Source organism: Sphaerisporangium sp. NPDC049457 (genome assembly GCF_055586705.1).
Map to the genome: position 1 here is coordinate 52499 of NZ_JBVJHR010000024.1, position 20801 is coordinate 73299.

Genomic DNA, 20801 nt, shown 5'->3' on the forward strand with positions numbered 1-20801 from the left:
TTCGCGCATCGGTAGTGGCCGCCTGCGTGACGGCGGTCGCACTCATCCCCGCGGCACCGTCGTGGGCAGAGGAAACGACACCGCCGGCGATCAACGTGGCGACGCTGTCGCCCTCTGCGCCGACCGGCCAGAACAACTGGTACCGCGGCTCGGTGACGCTGAACATGTCGGCGACCGACGACGTCGGCATCGCCAAGTTCCAGTACTCGCTCAACGGCGGCGCCGCCTACCTCGACGTGCCCGTCGAGGGGGCGCCGGCGTCGGCCACGGCGTCGGCGGTGATCACGCAGGAGGGCAACACCAACGTCCGGTACCGCGCGGTCGACACGTCCGGAAACGTCGCGGCGTTCCGTTCGATCTCGGTCCGGATCGACACGCGCGCGCCGGCCGCATCGTACCCGGCGATCACCGACGGTCACGTCGGTCACGTCGCCACACTCATCCCGACGCGCACGGACCCCGCCCCCGGCTCGGGCGGAGTGGCCGTGCTGAACATGTACCTCGACGGCAAGCTGGTCCCGCCGTTGCCGGTGCAGACCTCCGACCTGTCGCTCGGCGTGCACACGCTGGCGGTGCAGCTTTCTGACGCTGCTTCCAACAGCGCGAAGTACACGCAGACGTTCATCGTGACGACGTCGTTCGCGGACGTCGGCACGCTGATCGGCCGGTTCGTGACCGCCGGCAGCGTCCCGGCGGAGGTCGGCGCGGCGCTCCAAGCCAAGCTCGACCAGGCGAAGGCGCTCGCCGACGCCGGTTCGGCCAAGCAGGCGAGCCAGGTCCTGAACGAGTTCGTCTCGATCGCCGGCGACCAGCTCGCGCCCGGCTCGGCCCGCGGCACACTCGTGGGCGATGCGCGTTACCTGATCGACCAGCTCAAAGGCCGGCTCGCGCCGGAGCCCGCGACGGGCCTGGAGTCTGAGCCCGCGGAGGGCCCGAAGTTCATCCCGGACCCGGTGCTCGCCCCGCTCCCGCACAACCCGGACGCCGACTACAACGTCCTGGTCTTCTCCAAGACGACGGGCTTCCGGCACGACCACATCCCGCACACCGTGGCCGCGATCCAGAAGCTCGGCATCGCGCACAACTTCAACGTCGACGTCTACGACCCGCAACTCGCGACCGTCACGCTGCCCACGAGCCCGTTCCTGAGCCTCGACACGCTCAAGAAGTACGACACGATCGTCTTCGAGTCCAACGTCGGGCACCCGGGCCCGCTCGATGCGATCACCGAGCAGCCGAACTTCGAGGCCTACATGAACCAGGGCGGCGGCTATGTCGGCATCCACGGCGCCGCCGACTCGTTCGAGCTCCGCACCTGGCCGTGGTACGGCAACCTCGTCGGCGGGTTCTTCACCAACCACCCGAACGGCCAGAACGGGTTCGGCCAGTGCGGCAGCTGCATCCACGCCGAGGTGGTGACCGAAGACAACTCGCACCCGGCGACCGCGCATCTCCCTGCCAAGTGGATGACGGTCGACGAGCTCTACAACTTCGACCGCAACATGCGGGCCGACGTGCACACGCTGCTGAGCCTCAACGAGGACAGCTACCAGCGCAGCCTCAACAGCGGCAACGCGGCCACCAACCCGCTGCGGCTGATGAACGGCGACCACCCGATCGCGTGGTGCCAGAACTGGGGCGGTGGCAAGGCGTTCTCGAACATCCTCGGCCACTTCCGGACGCAGTACTACGACGACTCGTTCATGCGGATCATCCTCGGCGGAATCGAGACGACCGCCGACCGCACGGACGCCAACTGCTCGTCCTACCGCGAGACCAGCCTGCTGATCGAGGCCGACCGAGCGGCCGGGCTGCTGACCGCGGCCGCCGCGGACGCCGCCGATGCCGCCCTGGACATCGCGCGGGACAGCTACCTGGCAACCAAGTACACCACCGCCATCCCGGCGCTGAACTCGATCGTCGACCTGGCGAACGACGAGGCCTCCGGCGACGCTGCGGCGCGTTCCGAGCTCGCGCGGCAGGCGCGCGCGCTGCGGGAGTGGATGCAGAACCTCAACCGCTGACAGTGATGATGTAAGTGAGCGTCTCCCGGTGGGGTCTGACCCAACCGCTGACTGACCGCAGGGTCTTCAACGGGATCTGTCGGCCCTGGCCGGGAGGCGCTCACCTGCACTCACCGGACGCGGCGCGTGACCTTACAGGAGCCTGGCCAGAGACCCCCGTTGTACGGTTGGCCGCTCCATGGCGCGGTCTCCAGCAGCGTGAACAGTTCGGCGAGCGGACGTAGGGCCTCCTTGGGACCACGGCGATCTGGTCCTCGGCGACCGGGTCGAGTAGGAGCTGGTACACCTACAGCTCGACTCCACGAGCAGTGTTGCGTTGATCGTTTGAATCTAAGACGGCTTTCTTCGCGAAGGAGACCCGGTGAGCGCGCACCCGTTCATCGAGGCGGAGAAGCAGAGCGGTAACAACGTCAAACGGGCGTGTGAACTGCTGGGAGTCTCCCGTGCCGCCTTCTACGCCCGCCGCACCGCCCTGCCCGGCCCGCGCGCGGTGCGCGACGCCGAGCCGACCGGACGCATCGCGGAGGTCCATCACCGTTCGCGGGGCATCTACGGCGCGCCACGCGTCCACGCGGTGGGAGCAAGCTCAGTGCGGCGACAAGACGACACGACCCGACGAGACCAATATGTGACAGATCGGCGGCCCCTAGTGCGGTGACCATATGGGTCACCGGCTCGGGGAACCTATGTGTTGCTTGCGCCGGCCGTCATGGTTGCCCTCCACTGTCATGCCGACACCGATACGACTTCCGGTGAATAGGCGCGATCGGCTAGGGCTGGGCTACGCCGTACTGGAAGGAAGCCAGGGATGAGACCACGCGCCAGCCGAGCCTCTCATAAAGCGCCCGCCCCTCGACGGTCCCGCCCAGGACGCCGAGGCTGACCCCCTGGTCGATGGCCAGATTCTGCAGGGTGCGCATCACCACCGTGCCCAGTCCCCGCCGTTGGTGCGCCTCCTCTGTCAGCACCTTGTCGATGACCACGGTCTCACCGGTGCAACCCATCTGGCCGCGCGCGGCCTGCTCGCCACCGGCGGTCAGGATCCGGACGAAGGTGGCCGCTCCGCTGGTGGTCACTTCAAGTTCGTATCCGGCCGGGCAGCGGGGTTCGGCGCGGTATAGGTCCACGGTCATCATGAAGCCGGGGTCTGTGCGTTCCCACCCTTGAGTGAGGTACGGCCCAGCCTCATCGGGGGAGACGAAGAGCTTGAGCCAGGCGCCCTGTTCAGTGACGGTGGGGAGAAGTTTCACCAGCCACTGGAGGTCGGTGACGACGTATCGTCCGATCCCCTCGACCTCGATACGCCAGCCCCACGGCTCAGCCACTGGCTCATCCAGCCCCCGTGAGATCGCGAAGCCTCTGACCCAGTCGGGTACAACGTTGATCACGCCCGGCAGCGTAACAAGTGGGCAGAAGACGGAAATCGACCGTGGAGGCGCACCACAACAAGTTCGCCGCGCAGTCGGGCGCGACCTTCGCGCGCTCATGAACAGCATGGGGCGCTCGACCACTCGCGCCGCATTGATCTGTCTGCATACCGAGGCGAGCGGGACAAGCTGATCGCTGATGGCATAGGCAAGCTCGCGAAAGGTCACGGGCAGGAGTGAAGATCACGAGGGATCGGGCACGTCACAGGCATGGAAGATCGATCAGGCGGTGGAATGAACAAGCCGCGGGCGGAGATCGCGTCCCTGACCTGGGCCTTTGTGTGTGGAGCGGGTGACGGGAATCGAACCCGCGCTGTCAGCTTGGGAAGTACATCGATCACGCAACGTGGGGCCGATGTCCTGGGCGTGAGGCCGGTCGTGAGTGACCGTGATTGACCCCTCGTCACCCTGGCTTATGGCCCGCGAATGGCCCGGCGATCAAGCGAGAGGACTGGTCTTGGGCGCACCGCGCGCACCTCACCCGTCTGATCATCCCGTCTGCCGTCGACCCGCCCGAAGGGGAAGCGGGACAGGGCCAGGGCGTCAAGGTGGAGCGCCCCACTGGACGAACGACCACCCTCATCAAGGGAACAATGGGGGCCGCGCACGTGTACTTTCGTGCTGATCATTCGACATGAACACGCGAAGGAGCCCCCGCAGGTGACTGGCAGTCTGAGCTTGCGAGCGCTGCGGCGACTGAGGACCACCCCTGGCGGGCAGCTCGACTGCCGGATCAGCTTCTCCGACGGACCGGGAACTTCGCGGCCGGTCGCTTATGTGGAACGCGAGGTGCTGCCCGACGGCATATCCGCCTACCTCGCGGCCCGGAAGAGCGGAGCCCGCTCCTTCGTCCTGTGGGCGGACGAGCATCGCCAGACGCGGGTCGCCACCCTGGTCACCGTCTCCGCGGGCAGCAGGCGGGCACAGTTCAAGGTGCTCGGCCCGCACGGCGAACCGCTCGGTATGTTCACGCGCGACAAGGCGTTCAGCCAGGGACTGCGCACACGCTGGACGGTGAGCCGCGCAGGCAGCCCCGACGCGGTGGGATACAAGGGCCGGCTGTTCTGGTGGTGCGTGTGGTGGCTCTGCTCGCCCCTGCTGCCGCTCATCCTCGTGGCCACCCTGTTCGGCGGCGGTGGCGGCGATTTCCCGCGCGGCCCACGCCGCATCAAGTGGCGCTCCGGCGGGCAGGTTCCGCTTGAGTTCAAGTCGTCCGGAGACACCCTACATCTGTACGCACCGGAGCTGGACTGGCGGCTCGGAGCCGCCCTCGTGGCCCTGATCCCCTCTTTCGACAGCTGGATCGGCGATCCCTGGGACAGCAGGAAGGACTGACGGGCAGGCAGCGCGCCCGTGATGCGGCGGCGGAAGGCGCGGAGGCCGCATGAGCAGGATCTCGGCGAAGGGCCGGCCTGGGAATCGTGGATCGCCACACGCCGAACGTCTACACGCCACGGCCGACCCTGCGGTACGGGCCCACGCGGGCTGGTACAAATGCGGCATGAGCGAACTCGCTGGCTATCCCCCACAGCCGAACGTGCGGCCGGCCCGGCGGGTCTACAGTCGGAGGTTCCGTGTGTGGGCCCACGTGCTCCTGTGGACGCCGATCGCGATCACGATGGTCGGTGTCATCCTCGGCCTGGGGCTGTTCGCGGCCGCTGATGCCGACCCGACGCACAATTCGTCCGCGCTCGGCTATCTCGGCCTCGTCGTGTGGGGCGGCCTCGCGGTCCTGTCGCCGGTCCTGCTCGGGTCGTTCATTGCCGGGCTGGTCATGCTGATCCGCGCGCGCAGCTGAGGTCGAGGCGGGACACAGCCCGCCGCGACATGCTCCAGGCCGGCCGCCCTGACGATGTCGTGGCCACGCCGGCGATCGACGGTCACCGTCTCGGCGGAGATACCGAACCGATACTTCACCAGCTCGAAGAGTCGATCGGTGAAGGCGGGCAGGTCATCCTGCCCTGAGGTCCGGCCGTGGCCGGCCGTTGTGACGCAGCCGAAGCCGACGCCGGGGGTGCGAGCGCAGCACCGGGTGGAGGTTCCAGCCCTGCTCCGAGGCGACGCGCAGGGCGTAACCGGCGCCGGCGCCCCGGAAGTAGTGTGCGCCGAGTTCCAGGTCGCGGTGGTACTCGCGACGGTACTGGGAGGTCTCCACGCGTCGGTTCTGCTTCTCGATGCGCCGGTCCACGCGCGCTTGGTAGTACGCCGTGTCGCCCTCCCGCGCCAGCGCCACCGGGGTCACACACCAGAGCGGGACGAACGGCATCTGGCCCAATGTGGCGTCCAGCATCCGTATCGCGCCGTTCTCGGCACGCGGCACCATGTAGACGATCATCTGGGCCACCGGCGCTATGCAGTAGAAGCAGATCGCGAGGACGACCCACACCATCCACCACAGCGGCAGGAACACCAGGGTCAAGGGGAGAAGCAGCAGCCAGCGCAGTGCCGCCGGGCGGACCGGAAGTGGCCCCCAGGTCGGGTCGTCGTAGTCATGCACGTACGGTGTCTTCCTCTCGGGTTCGCCATCGCTCGACGCTGCGCCCGTGAGCCTACGCCGAGGGGCCGACCGACCCGCACGAAGCGGCGGGCCGTGCCGGTCTCCGCATCAGCGAGGGTCCGGCCGGTGTCTTTCAGCATGACCGAACCCCGAGATCGGAAAGGTCGAAGAACAAGGGTCGGTGTCCAGCCGGATCTGGGTCAGGGCACTGAAGGGAGCGAACCTCTCTGGCGTCCACTTCCACGACCTTCGCCATACGGGCAACACGTTCGCCTCGCCGTCGGGTGCGACGCTGCGGGAGCTGATTGGGCTTGATCCGGTTTGACGGACATCCGAGATCAGGGGTTCGTCCCCGGAAGGATGTCCATCATGGAGAGTATGGGGAAGAAGTCGACTCCATGGGAAGCTCGCCACAGCGGCTCTCAGGAAAGAAGATCCATCGGGATCGGGCACGCTAACGGACACGAAAGATCGAAAAGACCGTGAAAATAATCACGGCCCAGGGGCCGGGGATTCCGTTCTGCCTGGGTCTTGACGCTTGGGAGCGGGTGACGGGAATCGAACCCGCGCTGTCAGCTTGGGAAGTACATCGATCACAGCACGCAGGGCTGCTGACCTGGGCCTGAGGCCGGTCCTGAGTGACCGTGGTTGACCCCTCGTCACCCTGGCTAATGGCCCGCGAATGGCCCGGCGATCAGTTCCTGAACTGGTTCTTCAGTCGGGCACGTGCGCCGCTTGGCTGTTCGGCGTGCCCCTTGGACAGCATGGTCGTCTGCGCGGAGCTCGCCTGCTTGTTGGACGAGTTGGACGAGGGTCATGTACACGGCGTCAGTCTTGAAGTAGGCGGCCCGGACGGTGTAGCGCCCAGGAGGAAGGTCTACGCGTAGGTGTTGCTCCGTGGCGATGTACTGGTGGCTGTGCACGGAGTCGAAGAGGATCACAGGCTCTCTGATCTCCCACGTCAGTTCCTCCTCCCATGGGAAGGAGGAACCGGTCACGTTGACAGCGGTTTCGAGGATGTCGGCGGGGGAGTTTGCGGCGATCCAGCGGACGAAGAGGTTGTGGCCGGGGAGAAATGTTGTGTCCGCAGGGTGGTCGGCGAGGACGAGGGCCTTTTCCGGCCCAACATCGATGAGCCCTATGTAGCCGCTCACCTCGCACGCACGGCCGTAGTCTCCCTCATCGTCCGGGTAGTCCTCCGGCGTGCCGTTCCAGTGTGGGCAGGCTGACTCCGGAACGACGATGTGCGGCCCGCCCAGCGTTGTCACCCAGACGGGATCTTCGATGTCCGCCCCGTGTGCTTGCGGTTGGATCATGAATGCCAGCGTAGGGCGACGACCTGACAGAAAGAGGCCGAAGAGTGGTCGATCACGGCATCGAGTTTCCCCAGTACCGCTTGCATGTTGTCCCGGCAGTTGTCGCACTTGCGAGTCCGTCCTGGCAACGTGAGGTGTGGCTGGACCCCGGCGAGGTCGAGAATCTCGACTATGTGGTGCACGTCCTTTTCGACGATTTCTGCGATGCGGAGGCTCCGCGGTCCTGGCTGGGAAAGAGCCTACGTACAGATGAGGAGGTATCGCTGATGGCTGCCCTCGGCGCTGCCTACTCCGAGGTGCAGGAGTCAGTAGGGGCGACCGCCAGCGACGAGGTATATCTGGATTCGCCTGGATGGTCGGCAGTGCTGGCTGCTGCGGGGCGGCTAGCGCAGGTCCTGGTGGCGAACGATCTCACCGCTTTGAGCAAGCTGCATGATGCCGGGCATCGATGGCCGCCTCCAGATAACTCGGCGACGCACGGGCAATAACAGCCCGCGGCCAGTGCTCACTCGGTGACGGGGCAGGAAAATGCTGTCGCGATCGGGCTTGTGCCTGTGCCATCGCGGCCTGGAGCGGGTGACGGGGATCGAACCCGCGCTGTCAGCTTGGGAACCGGCTACTGATCTCGCTTCTTTGACCTGGGAAAACGGAGGTGCATGTCGCGCCGGGTCGAGTGGCCGTGATTATCCGTGAATTACCTCGGCTACCCGTCCGTTCTGGCACGGATCTGGCACGTGGATCATGCGGGCTTCAGTGCGGGGATCGTATCGGGTGTTACGTCAGTCCAGATGACCATGCTGGTGATCGGCCCCCTTGGCATGCACTACGGCACGACGCTTCCCTGTCCCGGCTGTATGGAGGCCGGCGGCTGCGCGGCTTTGACCTCGCCCCAGGGGCATGGTCCAGGCTAGGCGGGTGAACGACGCGGATCTCATGCTGCCTGGCGAGTTCGGTGCTGCCACCCGGCTGTCGCCGAAGGCGCTGCGGCTCTACGCGGCGCAGGGCCTGCTGGTGCCGGTCTACACCGACACCAGCAGCGGGTATCGCCGTTATCACCGCGACCAGATCCCACTCGGTCGGCTGATCGGATGGTTGCGCATGCTGGACCTGCCGCTGGCCCGCATAGCCGCGCTGCTTCCACTCAACTCGCAAGCCCGCCAAGCCGAGCTGCGCGCCTGGCTGGTCGCTCAGGAGATCAAGCTCCAGCAGCGGCGTGAGTTGGTTGAGGCCCTCGATTGCACGAGCTGTGCAACTGCCGCTACCCCGACGCTCCGAAGTCGGCCGCAACGCAAACTGCTGTGCCGGGAACGACGTGTCCGCATCGACGAGTTGGAGGCCTTCATAGCCGACGCGCAGGAGCACATCCGTGCCCGGTTGCGGGCTGTCGGATTGTCCGACGACGGACCGACGTTGGTGCACTTCCACGGATTCGTGACCCGGGACAGCGACGGGCCAGTGGAGGTCGCGGTGCCGTTTATCGGCTCGGTGGAACCCGTCGATGATCTGCAGGTCAGACTTTCGCCAGCCGGCACCGATGCCGTACTGCCGGTCGCCAAGGCGGAGGCCGACTTCCCCATGATCTTGTACGTCTACGGCGTGTTGGAAGGCTGGATCGACGCGCATCGGCTGGTCTGCGTCGGCAGCCCGGTCGAGGTCTGGCCCGGCAGCGATGGCGCGGTCCTCGACGTCACCTATCCCGTCGTGCCTAGTGAAGAAAGTTGAGCGATGCATCCCTACATCGGTTCCGGACCTTACTGCTACGCCAACTCACTGGCGATGGTGCTCGGCTCCACTGCGCCCTCGCCGTCGGTGATCGAGGTGCTGACCGGTTCGCCGTTCGGCTTCGAGTTGCTGGCCGAGCGGCTGCCGCTGTTCGACCCGTACGGCTGGGACCCTGATCGCGGCCTCGATGACGCGATCTCGCTCCTGGGTTGGACCTGCCGACGCCTGGATGCGGACGACGATGAGCAAGCCCTTGCGATGCTGCGCGACGCGGTCAAGGCCGGCCCGATCCTGGCGGGGCCCGTGGAGATGGGCCTGCTGTATCACGTGCCAGAGATGAGTGGGCCGATCGAGTCGGACCACTTCGTCACGGTGCTGGAGGCCGACGACAAGCTCATCCGATTCCACGACCCACATGGACACCCCTACGCGACCCTGCCAACCGGGGATTTCCTCGCCGCGTGGCGCGCCGACACCATCGCTTACCGAACCACGCCCTACACCATGCGCAGTGAATTCCAGCGGGTCCGAGAGGTCACCGCCGAGGCGGCGCTACACACGGCCTTGCCCGGTGCGGTCGCCTGGCTGCGCGGACGCGATGACCTCACGGTGCCACCAGGCACGCTGGGAGGCGCCGCCGGGGTCAACCGGCTCGCCGACATGATTACCGGCGGGCTGGATCCCAAGGTGCACGATCACCTCGTCCACTTCGCGATCCGGGTCGGTGCTCGGCGGCTCACGGACGCCGCGACCTCCTTCGCAAACCTGGGCCACGACCAGGCCGCCGCCGTGGCCGCCCGACAGGCGCGGCTAGTGGGTAGCCTCCAGTACGACCTCGTAGCCGGGCTCAGGACGTCCGCTGCTGAGACGCTGCGGCAGCTTGCCCCGACATACGAGGAGTTGGCCACCGTGCTCTGCTAGCTGGGGTCTACGCGGGCGCGGTGGATCCTCTGGCCACGTAGGGAAAGCCCTGCGATCAAAGCCCAGGTACCGAATCCCTCGGTCTACCTGGGGTTTCGCATGTGGAGCGGGTGACGGGAATCGAACCCGCGCTGTCAGCTTGGGAATCGGCTACTGATCTCGACGTCCTGAGCTGGGGAGAGAGGGGAGCAGGTGAGAGCGGGTCGGTTGACCGTGAGTCCCTGTGAGCGACCGCGGTTCCCCGCCTGTTCTGGCACGCATCTGGCACGGGATCATGGCCACTCGACGCGGATGTGATACACCTCGCGTTGTTCCTCCATGACCACGTAGGTCGCGAGACCGCGCTCGCCGAAGGCGTGGGTGAGCATATTGGCCTTCGGATTGGCCACGTTGTACGGTTGGCCGCTCCATGGCGCGGTCTCCAGCAGCGTGAACAGTTCGGCGAGCGGACGTAGGGCCTCCTCGGGAACCATGGCGATCTGGTCCTCGGCGACCGGGTCTAGTAGGAGCTGGTACACCTACAGCTCGACTCCGCGAGCGGTGAGGACCTCACGCCATGGCCTTCCCCCGTGAGGCTCACCGGCAAGGATCTGCTCGGCCTTGACATGCATCTGTCGGCGTCCTCCGGGATCTTTCACCGTGTCGCACGCGGAGATCCACCAGCGGTGAACGAAGTTGTTCAGTGCGCTGAGATCCAGACTTACTCGAACCTCATCGAGGACTGCCTTGAGCCCTGCGTCGAACGCTTCGCGGTCCTGGGGCACGACCAGGGCGGCGCGGATGGCCCGCAGGTTCTTCTCCGGCATAGACGGGCTGGTCGGTGCGTAGTGCTGTGGGTCCGCTGTCATGCTGATGTCCCCTCTCTGTCACAGAGCCTACAGAGCTCAGCTGAGAAGGTTGGGGAGTTGGAGCATGCAGGAAGAGGAGGTACCTGTGTGGAGCGGGTGACGGGAATCGAACCCGCGCTGTCAGCTTGGGAAGCTGATGTTCTGCCATTGAACTACACCCGCGTCGATCAGTTACTGACGACGCACCTACTCTAGCGGAACTTGGGGCGTGCCACCTCCCCTTGGTGCGGGGCGAGTTCGGATGGGGCGGGAGGGGCGTCGAGGGGCGATGGTGGTGGGGGTTGGGTTGGTAAGTTGCTGACGTGCTGCTATCCGATCGTGACATCAGGGGCGAGATCGAGTCGGGAAGGGTCAAGATCGACCCGCTCGACATGGAGATGATCCAGCCGTCGAGCATCGACGTGCGCCTGGATCGGTACTTCAGGGTGTTCGAGAACCATCGTTATCCCCACATCGATCCCGCGGTCGAGCAGCCGGAGCTGACGCGGCTGGTGGAGCCCGATGGCGATGAGCCGTTCATCCTGCACCCGGGCGAGTTCGTCCTGGCGTCGAGCTACGAGGTGATCGGCCTGCCGGACGACATCGCCAGCAGGCTGGAGGGGAAGTCGAGTCTCGGGCGGCTGGGGCTGTTGACGCACTCGACGGCGGGGTTCATCGACCCCGGGTTCGAAGGGCACGTCACGTTGGAGTTGTCGAACGTGGCCACGTTGCCGATCAAGTTGTGGCCGGGGATGAAGATAGGTCAGTTGTGCCTGTTCCGGCTCAGCTCGCCGGCGGAGCATCCTTACGGCAGCGAAAAGTACGGGTCGCGTTATCAAGGGCAGCGGGGGCCGACGCCGAGCAGATCGTTCCTGAACTTCCATCGGACGCGGGTGTGAGCCGCTCGTTGTGTCCGCCGATGTATGGGTGATGTCCAGCGCCGCCGCCGTTGGATGTCGGGGTGGGTGTCTAGCGACGCTGCCGAGCGCTGGGTGGGTGTCTAGCGCCGCCGCCGGAGGTGGGGGTGGGTGTTCAGCGACGCTGTCAGGCGCTGGGGTGGTGTTTGGATCGGCTGTCGGGCGTGAGTGAGTGTCTGGGGCTGCCGCCGGGCCCGGGGGCGAGTGTGTCGCGCTATGGGCAGGTGCGGGGGCGGGCGTCTCGCGCTGTGGGCGGGGGTGACGTCTGCCTGGGGTCGGTGCGGGGGGGCGTGCTGGGCACGGCGCGTGTGGCGGGTGGGGTTGGTGGGGGGTGAGTTCCCGGTGGGGTTATTGATGATCTTCAGGGCGGGGGTGCGGTGGCCCGTGGGGGACGTAGTTTGGGGGGCGCGGAAACATCTGGAGGTGAAGTTGCGATCTCCGGTGTGAACGGGCTAACGGAGGGCAACGCCACGGGGAAGGGAGCGTTACAACAAGGAGTGCATGTCACGAACTTCGCATTTCAGCCCGTACCCCTTACTCTTCTCTGCGGACCGTCCCCGCACATCTGGAGAACGACGTGCGCCTGCGTCTCACGCCTCGTGAGGACAGCTACTACGACTTGTTCGCCGACTCGGCGAACAATCTCGTCACCGCATCCCGTCTGCTGGTAGAGATCATCAGCGACGGCTCGGACCGGGAAGCCCTGGCCGAGAAGATGCGTGCCTGCGAGCACGCGGGCGACGAGCGTACTCACGCGATCATGAATCGGCTCAACGAGAGCTTCATCACGCCGTTCGACCGCGAGGACATTTATCGTCTCGCCTCGAATCTCGACGACGTGATGGACTACATGGAGGCCGCCGCCGATCTGATCGTCCTGTATCAGATCGATCACCTCCCCAAAGAGGTCGTCCGCCAGGTCGAGGTGCTCGAACGCGCGGCCGAGCTCACCGCCGAGGCCATGCCCCGCCTGCGCGGCATGAACAACCTCAACGAGTACTGGATCGAGATCAACCGGCTGGAGAACCAGGCGGACCAGGTCTACCGGCGCCTGCTGGCCAAGCTCTTCGGCGGTGAGTACGACGCGCTCACCGTCATGAAGATGAAGGAGGTCATCGATCAGCTGGAAATGGCCGCCGACGCCTTCGAGCACGTGGCGAACACGATCGAGTCGATCGCGGTCAAGGAAAGCTAAGTGGAGCTCGCACTTGTCATCGGCGTCATCGTCATCGCTCTGGTGTTCGACTACACCAACGGTTTCCACGACGCCGCCAACGCGATCGCGACCTCGGTCTCGACGCGCGCTCTGACCCCCCGGGCCGCCCTGTTCATGGCCGCCGCCATGAACTTCGTCGGCGCCCATATCAGCACCGAAGTGGCCAGGACCGTCGGCACCGGCATCATCGAGCCGCCGACCGGCACGCATGGACTGGTCATCGTGGGCGCCGGCCTGATCGGCGCGATCACCTGGAACCTCATCACCTGGTACTTCGGCCTGCCCTCGTCCAGCAGCCATGGGCTGATCGGCGGGCTGGTGGGCTCGGCCCTCGCGGCGTCCACCGCCGTCCACTGGGACGGTGTGGTGCAGAAGGTCGTCGTCCCGATGATCCTGTCGCCGTTGGTCGGTTTCCTGCTCGGCGCCATCATCATGATCGCCATTCTGTGGATCTTCCGCAGGGCCAACCCGCACAGGACGACCAAGGGATTCCGCTACGCCCAGACGGTCTCCGCGGCCGCCATGGCGCTCGGCCACGGACTGCAGGACGCGCAGAAGACAATGGGTGTCATCTTCCTGGCGCTGTACACCGGCGGCTTCCTCGCGCTCGACGACCCGATCCCGCAATGGGTGATCCTCGCCGCGGCCGCCGCGATCTCGCTGGGCACCTACTCCGGCGGGTGGCGCATCATGCGCACCCTGGGCCGCCGGATCATCCACCTCAGCCCCGCGCAGGGGTTCGCGGCGGAGGCGGCCGCCTCGGTCGTCCTGTACACGATGGCCATCGCGGCCAAGGCCCCGATCTCCACCACCCACACCATCACCAGCGCCATCATGGGCGTCGGCGCGACCAAGCGGCTGTCGGCGGTCCGGTGGGGCATCGCCGGCAACATCATCACGGCGTGGGTGCTGACGATTCCCGCCGCGGCCGCCGTGGCCGCCGTGTCGTACTTCGTCCTGCACTGGTTCATCGAGTAGCTCCGGTGTCATGCCGAGCCGGCGCTCCAGGTTCTGGAAGCGCGGTTCGCACTCCCGTGCACTCGCGTACGTTGCCGAGGGCCCGGCCGGCGCCTGCCGGGCCCGCGCGGGTCACACGTGGCGGTACATGACGTCGACGTCCCACCGGGTGAAGCCGAGCGACTCGTACAGGCGGATGGCCCAGGTGTTGTCCTCGTCGACGTAGAGCATCACCTGGGGGAGGCCGCGAGATCGCAGGTGGGCGAGGCCGGCCAGGGTGAGCGTGCGGCCCAGGCCGCCGCCCTGCTCGGAGGGGTCCACCCCGACCACGTACACCTCGCCGATCGCGTTGTGCCCGTGCGGCGTGTCGTGGTCGTCGTCGCCGTGCACCTTGGTCCAGTGGAACCCGACGAGCCGCGAGCCGCTCGCCGTCAGCGGCGCCTCGCCCGCCGGACCGGCGCCGTTCGGTTCGGCGCCGTTCGGCTCCGCGCCGGACGGGGCCGGCGCTTCGCGTGACGGGGCGGGCGCGTCGCGTACGGCCAGGAAGAAGCCGGCCGGGTCGAACCAGGGCTCCTGTTCGCGGCGCATGAGGTCGTCGAGGGTCCACGCACCCTGCTCGGGGTGGTGGGCGAACGCGCGGGCGTTGACCGCGAGCCACGCCTGCTCGTCCGAACCTGGTTCGAACGTGCGCATGCGCACGCCGGGGGGCAGCTCGGCGCTCGGCAGGGGGGCGTACAGCGAGCGGCGCATCTGCCACAGGGAGCGCACCCGGGTGAAGCCGAGGGAGGCGGCGAGCCGTCCGGCCTCCGGGCGGTCGCCGTGCGCCCACAGGCGCAGCCGGCCGCCGCCCTCGGCCAGCGCCAGCTCGGTCAGCCGCCGTCCGAGGCCCCGCCGCCGGTGGGCGGGGTGGACGACGAGCTCGCCGCTCGGCCCCTCGACAGGGTCGGTCGGGTCGACGTGGGCGAAGCCGGCCAGCTCGTCTCCCTCGTAGAGGAGCACGACCCTGGCGCCCGGATCGCCGCCGTAGCGCAGGTGGAGCATGACATGCTCGTTGAGGGGACGGACGGAGTCGGCCTCGGTGGCGGCGTCGACGAGAGCGGCCACGGCGGCCACCTCCTGGTCGGTGAGCCGCTCACGGATGTCCACGCGCGCGTTCATGTTCTGACTCTAATCTGGCAGAAGACGCCACTATGTAGCCGGGTAAATCGTTATCTCTGCGTCGTTTTGTGCTTAGGTTCCCTCTCTAACCTCAAGAGTTATGACCTCACGATCGTTCACGCGGATCGCGGTCGCCGGCATCATCGCGGCCACCGGTCTCGCGTTCGCCGCCGGCCCCGCCGCGGCGCACCCCAAGCCTCCGAAGCCCCCCAAGCCCGCGGTCACGGTCCCCGTGCGGCTGATCTCGATCAACGACTTCCACGGCAACCTGGAGCCGCCGACCGGCTCCGGCGGCGCCATCGTCGACGAGAGCGGGGTCTCGGTCCCGGCCGGCGGCGCCGCCTACCTGGCGACCCACCTCAAGTCGCTGGTCAACAAGAACTCCACGGTGGTGGCCGCCGGCGACCTGATCGGCGCCTCGCCGCTGATCTCCGCCGCCTACCACGACGAGCCGACCGCGGAGGTGCTCGGCAAGCTGGGCCTGAAGGTCGCCTCCGTCGGCAACCACGAGTTCGACGAGGGCATCACCGAGCTCAAGCGCATCCAGAACGGCGGCTGCCACCCCACCGACGGCTGCTCCCCGGCCGGCAGGTGGAAGGGCGCCAAGTACGAGTACCTCGCGGCCAACGTCCTGAAGGAGGACGACGACCGGTACGTCCTGCCGCCGGTCGCCGTCAAGAAGATCAACGGCGTCAAGGTCGGCTTCATCGGCCTGGTCACCCAGACGACGCCGACGATCGTCACCGCCTCGGGCATCGCGGGCCTGAAGTTCGCCGACGAGGTCGAACAGGGCAACCGCGCCGCCGCCCTGCTCAAGCGCGCGGGCGTGAAGTCCATCGTCGCGCTCGTCCACGAGGGCGACTCGATCACCCCGAACCAGAGCCCGGACGCCTGCCCGGTCACGCCGGGCGCAGGCACGCGCATCGCCCAGGGCCTCAGCGCGGACGTCGACCTGGTGATCATGGGCCACTCGCACCAGGCGTACGTCTGCAAGACCAAGGACCCGGCCGGCGACGACCGCGTCTTCACGCAGGGCTCGTCGTTCGGCCGCGTGCTGACCACGATCGACTTCAACGTCGACAAGAAGACCGGTGACGTCGTGCGCTCCTCGGTCGTCGCCGACAACCACGTCGTCAGCCGCGACGTGACCGCCGACCCCGAGGTCTCGCAGTTCGTCCAGACCTGGAAGGACCGGGTCTCGACGGTGGCGAACAAGGCGGTCGGCAGCATCACCGGCGACCTCACCCGCGCCGCGGGCCCGTCCGGTGAGACGGCGCTCGGCGACGTGATCGCCGACGGCCAGCTCGAGGCCACCAGGACCGGCGGCAACGCCGAGATCGCGCTGATGAACCCGGGCGGCGTGCGCGCGGACCTCACCTACGCGCAGAGCGGTTCCGAGGGGAACGGCGTCGTGACCTACGGCGAGGCGTTCACCGTGCAGCCGTTCAACAACCTCATGCAGGTCGTGACGCTGACCGGGGCGCAGCTGGACGCGCTGCTGGAGCAGCAGTGGCAGAACGGCGGGGCGACGGTGCGCATCCTGCAGCCGTCGGCGTCGCTGACGTACACGATGAACCTCTCGCAGCCGATCGGCTCGCGGGTCTCGGACATCAAGATCAACGGTACGCCGGTGACGGACGCCCAGACGATCAGGGTCGCGGCCAACAACTTCCTCGTCGGCGGCGGGGACGGCTTCAGCGTCTTCAAGGAGGGCACCGACCTGTGGAGCGGCCCGCTGGACATCGACGCGTTCGTCGCCTACCTGGGCGCGCACTCGCCGATCGCCCCGCCGGCGCTCAACCGCATCGCGGTCGCCGGCTGACCGGCGGCCGGGCGCCTCGGTGCGGCCGGTGACCCGGTCACCGGAAGCCCGGATCCTCGGTGACCTGGTGCCCCTGGATGACCCCAGGTGGTCCAGGTGGTCCAGGTGACCCAGGTGACCCAGGTGACATGGCACGCTCCCGCGGCATCGTCCGCGGGGGCGTGCCCCCCCGGGCTCGCGGGTGGCGCGTACGGTCGCAGGGCGTGCGGGACCGCGGTGGGGCCGGCGTCATCGGCGGCCCGTCTCAGCCCGTCCCGGCGCCCGTCAGTGGTGCGCGGGCGCGTGCTCGCGATCGTCGGCCTGCTCGCCGCCGCGGTCGGGTACGAAGCGGTAGCCGACGTTGCGGACGGTGCCGATCAGCGACTCGTACTCGGCGCCGAGCTTGGCGCGCAGGCGCCGCACGTGGACGTCGACCGTGCGGGTGCCGCCGAAGTAGTCGTACCCCCAGACCTCCTGCAGCAGCTGGGCGCGGGTGAACACCCGGCCGGGGTGCTGGGCGAGGTACTTGAGCAGCTCGAACTCCTTGAACGTCAGGTCCAGGGCACGGCTGCGCAGGCGGGCGGTGTAGGTGGCCTCGTCGATCGACAGATCGCCGCTGCGGATCTCGTCGGGCACCTCGTCGGTGGCGGCGATCGAGAGCCGGCCGACGGCCAGCCTGAGACGGGCCTCGACCTCCGCGGGGCCGGCCGTGTCGAGGAGGACGTCGTCGGCTCCCCATTCGGCGGTCATCGCGGCGAGGCCGCCCTCGGTGACGATCACCATGAGGGGGCAGTCGATGCCGGTCGTGCGGAGAAGGCGGCAGAGGCTCTTGGCGTGCACCAGCTCCCTCCGCGCGTCGACCAGCACGGCGTCGGCGGGAGGGGCGTCGATCAGCGCCGACGCCTCCGCGGGAGCGACCCGCACCGAGTGGAGCAGCAACCCTAGTGCGGGCAGAACCTCCGCTGAAGGCTCCAGAGCGTTCGTGAGCAGGAGCAGGTTACTCACAGCACCTCCTAGTCCAGAGGCTGATCGGGGGAGAGGCGGCGCGGTTTCGCTCACTCACCGCATCGCCTCCTCCCCGTGTTGTGACGGCGGCAGCCGTACAAACACGTAAAGGACCCGGGGGCTACGTCGCCCAGGTCCCGTCAGTACGTGAGGATAGCCCACAGGGAAGAGGCGTCCATAGGGCGGTCCATCTGGTGAACGATCCATCACGCGGGAAATAACCGTAACCATTCCCTCGCGGTGAGTGATCGAATCTTGGGCGCCGCCGAGCGGTGAGCTGGAGAGAGGGCAGTGATGGCAAGGGGAACTGTGCGCTATTGGGCCGCGGCCAAGGAGGCCGCGGGCGTGGCGGAGGAGCCGTTCGACGCGATCACGCTGGGCGACCTAGTGGCACAAATCACATCAAAACATGAGAATCCACACTTGGTGCGGGTGCTGAGCCGCTCGTCATTCCTCGTCGACGGCGCTCCCGCGGGCGCCCGCGACCCGCACAAGGTCGAACTGCCCGACGAGGCCACCGTGGAGGTCCTGCCGCCCTTCGCCGGCGGGTAGCCCGCCCGGCCGTTTCCGAGGTTCTGGCGCGGGTGGCCGCCGACGCGGTGACGTAGCGTCACCGTCGGGGCTCGGGGAGGTGAGCCGCCCGGGATGTACGCCCGTTTCGCCGGTCCGGGCGCGGGAAATAGGGCGGCGCGCGGATACTGTGGTGCAGGCCGACCGCGAAGGAGCCGGATGCGCAAGCTGATCGTTTTCCTCATCCTCCTGGGCGTCCTGCTGGCCGTGCTCGACCGCGTCGCCGTGGCCGGAGTGGAGCGCGAGGTCGCCCGCCAGGTGGCGGTCAAGTACGACCTCGCCCGGCCGCCCGCGGTCAAGGTGCACGGCATCCCCTTCCTCACCCAGGCCGTCGCCGGGCGGTACGAGGAGGTCACCGTCTCGATCGGGGAGATGACCCTGCCCGACGGCGCGAAGATCGCGCGCATCGACGCCGTCCTGCACGGCGTCCGCGCGCCCCTGACGGACCTGATCCAGAACACGGCCGAGGCGAAGGTGACCGCCGACGAGGTCACCGGCACCGTGGTGATCGACCGGCGGACTTTGGACGCCCGGGCGCCGCGCGGGTTGCGCGTCACAGGCAACGGGGACGACAGCCTCCAGGTCACCGGAAAGATCACCGTCGCCGGCATCGCCATCCCGGTCACGGCCAAGATGAAGATCGAGGTCGTGCAGGGCGGCGTGCGGCTCACGCCCGAGAACGTCAACGGCATCCAGGTGCCGAACGCCACCCGCATGCTGAGCTTCACCGTGCCGATCAAGAACCTGCCGCTCAACCTCAAGATCGAGAAGGTGCGCTCGACGCCCGAGGGCCTGGCGGTCGAGGGCACGGCGACGGACGTGCCGCTGCGTGCCTGAACCAGAGCGATCCGCCGTACGTCATGAGGGTGTGAGTCCCGCCGGAACCGCCGACGAGCAACTGATTCGTACACTTTTCGACGAGCACGCCGGGTCACTCTACGGTTACGTGTTGCGGCTCACGGGTGATCCGGGCAAGGCGGAGGACGTGGTACAGGAGACGCTGTTGCGGGCGTGGAAGCACCCAGACGTGCTGACCGATCGCCCCGTGCGCGCATGGCTCTTCACGGTCGCGCGCAACCTTGTCGTCGACCACGCCCGTGCCCGCCGGTCCCGGCCCCAGGAGACCGGGGACGAGGCCCTCGCGGTCCTGCCGGCCGACGACGAGCTTGAGCGGGCCGTCGAGTCCTGGGGCGTCGCCGACGCGATCGCGACCCTGCGGCCCGAGCACCGCGAGGTGCTGCTGGAGACCTACTACCGGGGACGTTCGGTCAAGGAGGCCGCCGAGGTGCTGGGCATCCCGCCCGGCACGGTCAAGTCCCGCACGTACTACGCGCTGCGCGCGCTGAAGCTGGCGCTAGAGGAACGGGGGCTCGCGCCATGAGCGCCTGTGAGCACGTGAGGATGTCGCTCGGCGCGCACATGCTGGGCGCGCTGGACCCGGACGAGGCCGTGATGGTCGAGGCCCATCTGGCCACATGTCCGGAATGCCGTGCCGAGCTGGCGGAACTCGCCGGCGTCACCGCGATGCTGGCCCGCGTCACGGAGGAGGACATCGAGCAGGCGGCCAGCCCGCCGCAGGCCGTCCTGGACCGCCTGATCAGCGCCTCCGCCCGCCGGCACCGCCTGCACCGCCTGCTGCTCGGCCTCGCGGCGTCGCTGGTGGCGCTCGTCGTGGGGGGAACGGCCTGGTTCGTGGTGAATCAGCCGCCGACCGCCATGTCGACCGCCGCGGGCGCCCCGGCCGCGAGCTCGTCGGCCGCGGGCGCGCTGGACGCCCATGGCGAGGCAGCGAGGCGCGGGCAGCAGGACTCCGCGGCCGACCCGTTCGCCGCCACGCTCGCCCCCTCCTCGTCCGCGCAGCCCATGGAGAAGACCGTCCCGGGCGTGCCCAGCGCCCTGCCCTCGGCCGGCCTGCGGATACGCGAGCCCTTGGAAGGCCGCGCGGGGAACGTGCACGCGCAGATCTTCATGATTCCCGGACGCGAGGGCACGACGGTCGAGGTCTCCATCAGCGGCCTGCCCGACGGCACCTCGTGCCGGGTCAGCGCTCTCGGGTCCGACGGCACCGTGTCCCCGGCGGGCAGCTGGACCATCGGCCAGGCCGACTACCAGGGCGGGCCGGCCAGGTTCACCGGGCACACCGAGCTGACGATGGACCGCATCCGGGGCTTCGAGATCCGCGAGTCCAGCGGCAAGCGGCTGCTGTCCCTTCCCTGACGCGACGTCCGCGGGAGGGCGCGCGGACGTCGTGTCCACGCGGGGTGCTTTCCCGCACGTGGTGGCAGTGGGGGTCTTTCCCGGACCGTGGCGTCAGAGGAGGACTGTCCCCGGACGCGACGGCCGCGGCCGTCTTTCCGGCGTGCGGGGGCCGGCGGTTACGTCCGGTCCATTACTCCTCGCCGTGGCGCCCCGTCCATCCCGTACGCCCCCCTGAGGCGGGGTG

22 protein-coding genes, 1 tRNA gene and 1 pseudogene are annotated in these 20801 nt (G+C 68.0%); 15 read left to right on the forward strand and 9 right to left on the reverse strand.

Features of this window, described 5'->3' with window-relative positions:
• Positions 1 to 26: 26 nt before the first annotated feature.
• Complete coding sequence (locus ACZ6QO_RS31805; protein WP_465856132.1) at positions 27 to 2024, forward strand: ThuA domain-containing protein; 1998 nt, start codon at positions 27 to 29, stop codon at positions 2022 to 2024.
• A 361-nt stretch (positions 2025 to 2385) separates the two neighbouring features.
• Entirely contained in the window at positions 2386 to 2682 is a 297-nt protein-coding gene (locus ACZ6QO_RS31810; RefSeq protein WP_465856134.1) for a hypothetical protein, read from the forward strand.
• 112 nt (positions 2683 to 2794) lie between these two features.
• Here the strand turns inward: ACZ6QO_RS31810 and ACZ6QO_RS31815 are convergent, their stop codons facing one another.
• The gene (locus ACZ6QO_RS31815) at positions 2795 to 3619 is read right to left on the reverse strand and encodes a GNAT family N-acetyltransferase (protein ID WP_465856136.1); all 825 of its coding nucleotides are present in this window, start codon (positions 3617 to 3619) and stop codon (positions 2795 to 2797) included.
• Between the two features lie 492 nt (positions 3620 to 4111).
• Between ACZ6QO_RS31815 and ACZ6QO_RS31820 the strand changes: the two genes are divergently transcribed.
• Positions 4112 to 4786, forward strand: coding sequence for a hypothetical protein (locus ACZ6QO_RS31820; RefSeq protein ID WP_465856138.1), 675 nt, complete (start codon positions 4112 to 4114; stop codon positions 4784 to 4786).
• Between the two features lie 166 nt (positions 4787 to 4952).
• The gene (locus tag ACZ6QO_RS31825) at positions 4953 to 5249 is read left to right on the forward strand and encodes a hypothetical protein (RefSeq protein WP_465856140.1); all 297 of its coding nucleotides are present in this window, start codon (positions 4953 to 4955) and stop codon (positions 5247 to 5249) included.
• Between the two features lie 153 nt (positions 5250 to 5402).
• On the opposite strand, the gene ACZ6QO_RS31830 is transcribed toward ACZ6QO_RS31825, so the two are convergent.
• Together ACZ6QO_RS31830 and ACZ6QO_RS31835 are read right to left on the reverse strand one after the other, a co-directional pair.
• Complete coding sequence (locus tag ACZ6QO_RS31830) at positions 5403 to 5948, reverse strand: hypothetical protein (RefSeq protein WP_465856142.1); 546 nt, start codon at positions 5946 to 5948, stop codon at positions 5403 to 5405.
• Positions 5949 to 6616: 668 nt separating this feature from the next.
• On the reverse strand, positions 6617 to 7264 hold the full coding sequence (locus tag ACZ6QO_RS31835) for an Imm21 family immunity protein (RefSeq protein ID WP_465856144.1): 648 nt from the start codon (positions 7262 to 7264) through the stop codon (positions 6617 to 6619).
• Between the two features lie 44 nt (positions 7265 to 7308).
• Here ACZ6QO_RS31835 and ACZ6QO_RS31840 point away from each other — a divergent pair, with 44 nt between their 5' ends.
• The 3 genes from ACZ6QO_RS31840 to ACZ6QO_RS31850 all read left to right on the forward strand — a co-directional run bounded on the left by ACZ6QO_RS31840 (position 7309) and on the right by ACZ6QO_RS31850 (position 9907).
• Positions 7309 to 7752, forward strand: a complete 444-nt coding sequence (locus tag ACZ6QO_RS31840) for an SCO4402 family protein (protein WP_465856146.1) — start codon at positions 7309 to 7311, stop codon at positions 7750 to 7752.
• Between the two features lie 427 nt (positions 7753 to 8179).
• A complete protein-coding gene (locus ACZ6QO_RS31845; protein WP_465856148.1) occupies positions 8180 to 8986 on the forward strand; it encodes a MerR family transcriptional regulator in 807 nt (268 codons plus the stop codon).
• A 3-nt stretch (positions 8987 to 8989) separates the two neighbouring features.
• On the forward strand, positions 8990 to 9907 hold the full coding sequence (locus tag ACZ6QO_RS31850; RefSeq protein ID WP_465856150.1) for a hypothetical protein: 918 nt from the start codon (positions 8990 to 8992) through the stop codon (positions 9905 to 9907).
• A 272-nt stretch (positions 9908 to 10179) separates the two neighbouring features.
• On the opposite strand, the gene ACZ6QO_RS31855 is transcribed toward ACZ6QO_RS31850, so the two are convergent.
• From ACZ6QO_RS31855 to ACZ6QO_RS31865, 3 genes are all read right to left on the reverse strand, one after another.
• Positions 10180 to 10425: a hypothetical protein gene (locus ACZ6QO_RS31855; protein WP_465856152.1), complete on the reverse strand. Its 246-nt coding sequence runs from the start codon at positions 10423 to 10425 to the stop codon at positions 10180 to 10182.
• A complete protein-coding gene (locus tag ACZ6QO_RS31860) occupies positions 10426 to 10713 on the reverse strand; it encodes a DUF6247 family protein (protein ID WP_465856154.1) in 288 nt (95 codons plus the stop codon).
• 130 nt (positions 10714 to 10843) lie between these two features.
• Positions 10844 to 10917: transfer RNA gene (locus ACZ6QO_RS31865), tRNA-Gly, on the reverse strand.
• A gap of 140 nt (positions 10918 to 11057) precedes the next feature.
• On the opposite strand from ACZ6QO_RS31865, the gene dcd reads away from it, so the two are divergent.
• From dcd to ACZ6QO_RS31880, 3 genes are all read left to right on the forward strand, one after another.
• Positions 11058 to 11633, forward strand: a complete 576-nt coding sequence (dcd, locus tag ACZ6QO_RS31870) for a dCTP deaminase (protein ID WP_465856156.1) — start codon at positions 11058 to 11060, stop codon at positions 11631 to 11633.
• Positions 11634 to 12228: 595 nt separating this feature from the next.
• Positions 12229 to 12846, forward strand: coding sequence for a DUF47 domain-containing protein (locus ACZ6QO_RS31875; RefSeq protein ID WP_465856158.1), 618 nt, complete (start codon positions 12229 to 12231; stop codon positions 12844 to 12846).
• Positions 12847 to 13845 carry an inorganic phosphate transporter gene (locus tag ACZ6QO_RS31880; protein WP_465856159.1) on the forward strand — a complete coding sequence of 333 codons (999 nt, stop codon included), beginning with the start codon at positions 12847 to 12849 and terminating at the stop codon, positions 13843 to 13845.
• A 111-nt stretch (positions 13846 to 13956) separates the two neighbouring features.
• Here ACZ6QO_RS31880 and ACZ6QO_RS31885 read toward each other — a convergent pair whose 3' ends face one another.
• Positions 13957 to 14367, reverse strand: coding sequence for a GNAT family N-acetyltransferase (locus ACZ6QO_RS31885; protein ID WP_465856312.1), 411 nt, complete (start codon positions 14365 to 14367; stop codon positions 13957 to 13959).
• Positions 14362 to 14982: pseudogene (gene mshD / locus ACZ6QO_RS31890) on the reverse strand (mycothiol synthase); the annotation flags it as partial. The gene ACZ6QO_RS31885 and the pseudogene mshD, both read right to left, overlap by 6 nt.
• A gap of 100 nt (positions 14983 to 15082) precedes the next feature.
• Here mshD and ACZ6QO_RS31895 point away from each other — a divergent pair.
• Positions 15083 to 16804, forward strand: a complete 1722-nt coding sequence (locus tag ACZ6QO_RS31895) for a bifunctional metallophosphatase/5'-nucleotidase (RefSeq protein ID WP_465856161.1) — start codon at positions 15083 to 15085, stop codon at positions 16802 to 16804.
• A 264-nt stretch (positions 16805 to 17068) separates the two neighbouring features.
• Here ACZ6QO_RS31895 and ACZ6QO_RS31900 read toward each other — a convergent pair whose 3' ends face one another.
• Positions 17069 to 17788 carry a response regulator transcription factor gene (locus ACZ6QO_RS31900; RefSeq protein WP_465856163.1) on the reverse strand — a complete coding sequence of 240 codons (720 nt, stop codon included), beginning with the start codon at positions 17786 to 17788 and terminating at the stop codon, positions 17069 to 17071.
• 294 nt (positions 17789 to 18082) lie between these two features.
• Here ACZ6QO_RS31900 and ACZ6QO_RS31905 point away from each other — a divergent pair, with 294 nt between their 5' ends.
• The 4 genes from ACZ6QO_RS31905 to ACZ6QO_RS31920 all read left to right on the forward strand — a co-directional run bounded on the left by ACZ6QO_RS31905 (position 18083) and on the right by ACZ6QO_RS31920 (position 20575).
• On the forward strand, positions 18083 to 18340 hold the full coding sequence (locus ACZ6QO_RS31905) for a MoaD/ThiS family protein (protein WP_465856165.1): 258 nt from the start codon (positions 18083 to 18085) through the stop codon (positions 18338 to 18340).
• Between the two features lie 177 nt (positions 18341 to 18517).
• A complete protein-coding gene (locus ACZ6QO_RS31910) occupies positions 18518 to 19195 on the forward strand; it encodes an LmeA family phospholipid-binding protein (RefSeq protein WP_465856167.1) in 678 nt (225 codons plus the stop codon).
• Between the two features lie 31 nt (positions 19196 to 19226).
• Positions 19227 to 19739: a sigma-70 family RNA polymerase sigma factor gene (locus ACZ6QO_RS31915; RefSeq protein ID WP_465856169.1), complete on the forward strand. Its 513-nt coding sequence runs from the start codon at positions 19227 to 19229 to the stop codon at positions 19737 to 19739.
• Positions 19736 to 20575: an anti-sigma factor family protein gene (locus tag ACZ6QO_RS31920; protein ID WP_465856171.1), complete on the forward strand. Its 840-nt coding sequence runs from the start codon at positions 19736 to 19738 to the stop codon at positions 20573 to 20575. Before ACZ6QO_RS31915 ends, ACZ6QO_RS31920 begins: the two co-directional genes overlap by 4 nt.
• Positions 20576 to 20801 lie beyond the last annotated feature (226 nt).

Excerpts from the sequence above, each read along its gene's own strand:
- ACZ6QO_RS31825 (WP_465856140.1), top strand. The coding sequence starts at position 4,953 with ATGAGCGAACTCGCTGGCTATCCCCCACAGCCGAACGTGCGGCCGGCC.
- ACZ6QO_RS31835 (WP_465856144.1), bottom strand. The coding sequence starts at position 7,264 with ATGATCCAACCGCAAGCACACGGGGCGGACATCGAAGATCCCGTCTGG.
- ACZ6QO_RS31850 (WP_465856150.1), top strand. The coding sequence starts at position 8,990 with ATGCATCCCTACATCGGTTCCGGACCTTACTGCTACGCCAACTCACTG.
- ACZ6QO_RS31860 (WP_465856154.1), bottom strand. The coding sequence starts at position 10,713 with ATGCCGGAGAAGAACCTGCGGGCCATCCGCGCCGCCCTGGTCGTGCCC.
- ACZ6QO_RS31895 (WP_465856161.1), top strand. The coding sequence starts at position 15,083 with ATGACCTCACGATCGTTCACGCGGATCGCGGTCGCCGGCATCATCGCG.
- ACZ6QO_RS31905 (WP_465856165.1), top strand. The coding sequence starts at position 18,083 with ATGGCAAGGGGAACTGTGCGCTATTGGGCCGCGGCCAAGGAGGCCGCG.
- ACZ6QO_RS31910 (WP_465856167.1), top strand. The coding sequence starts at position 18,518 with ATGCGCAAGCTGATCGTTTTCCTCATCCTCCTGGGCGTCCTGCTGGCC.
- ACZ6QO_RS31920 (WP_465856171.1), top strand. The coding sequence starts at position 19,736 with ATGAGCGCCTGTGAGCACGTGAGGATGTCGCTCGGCGCGCACATGCTG.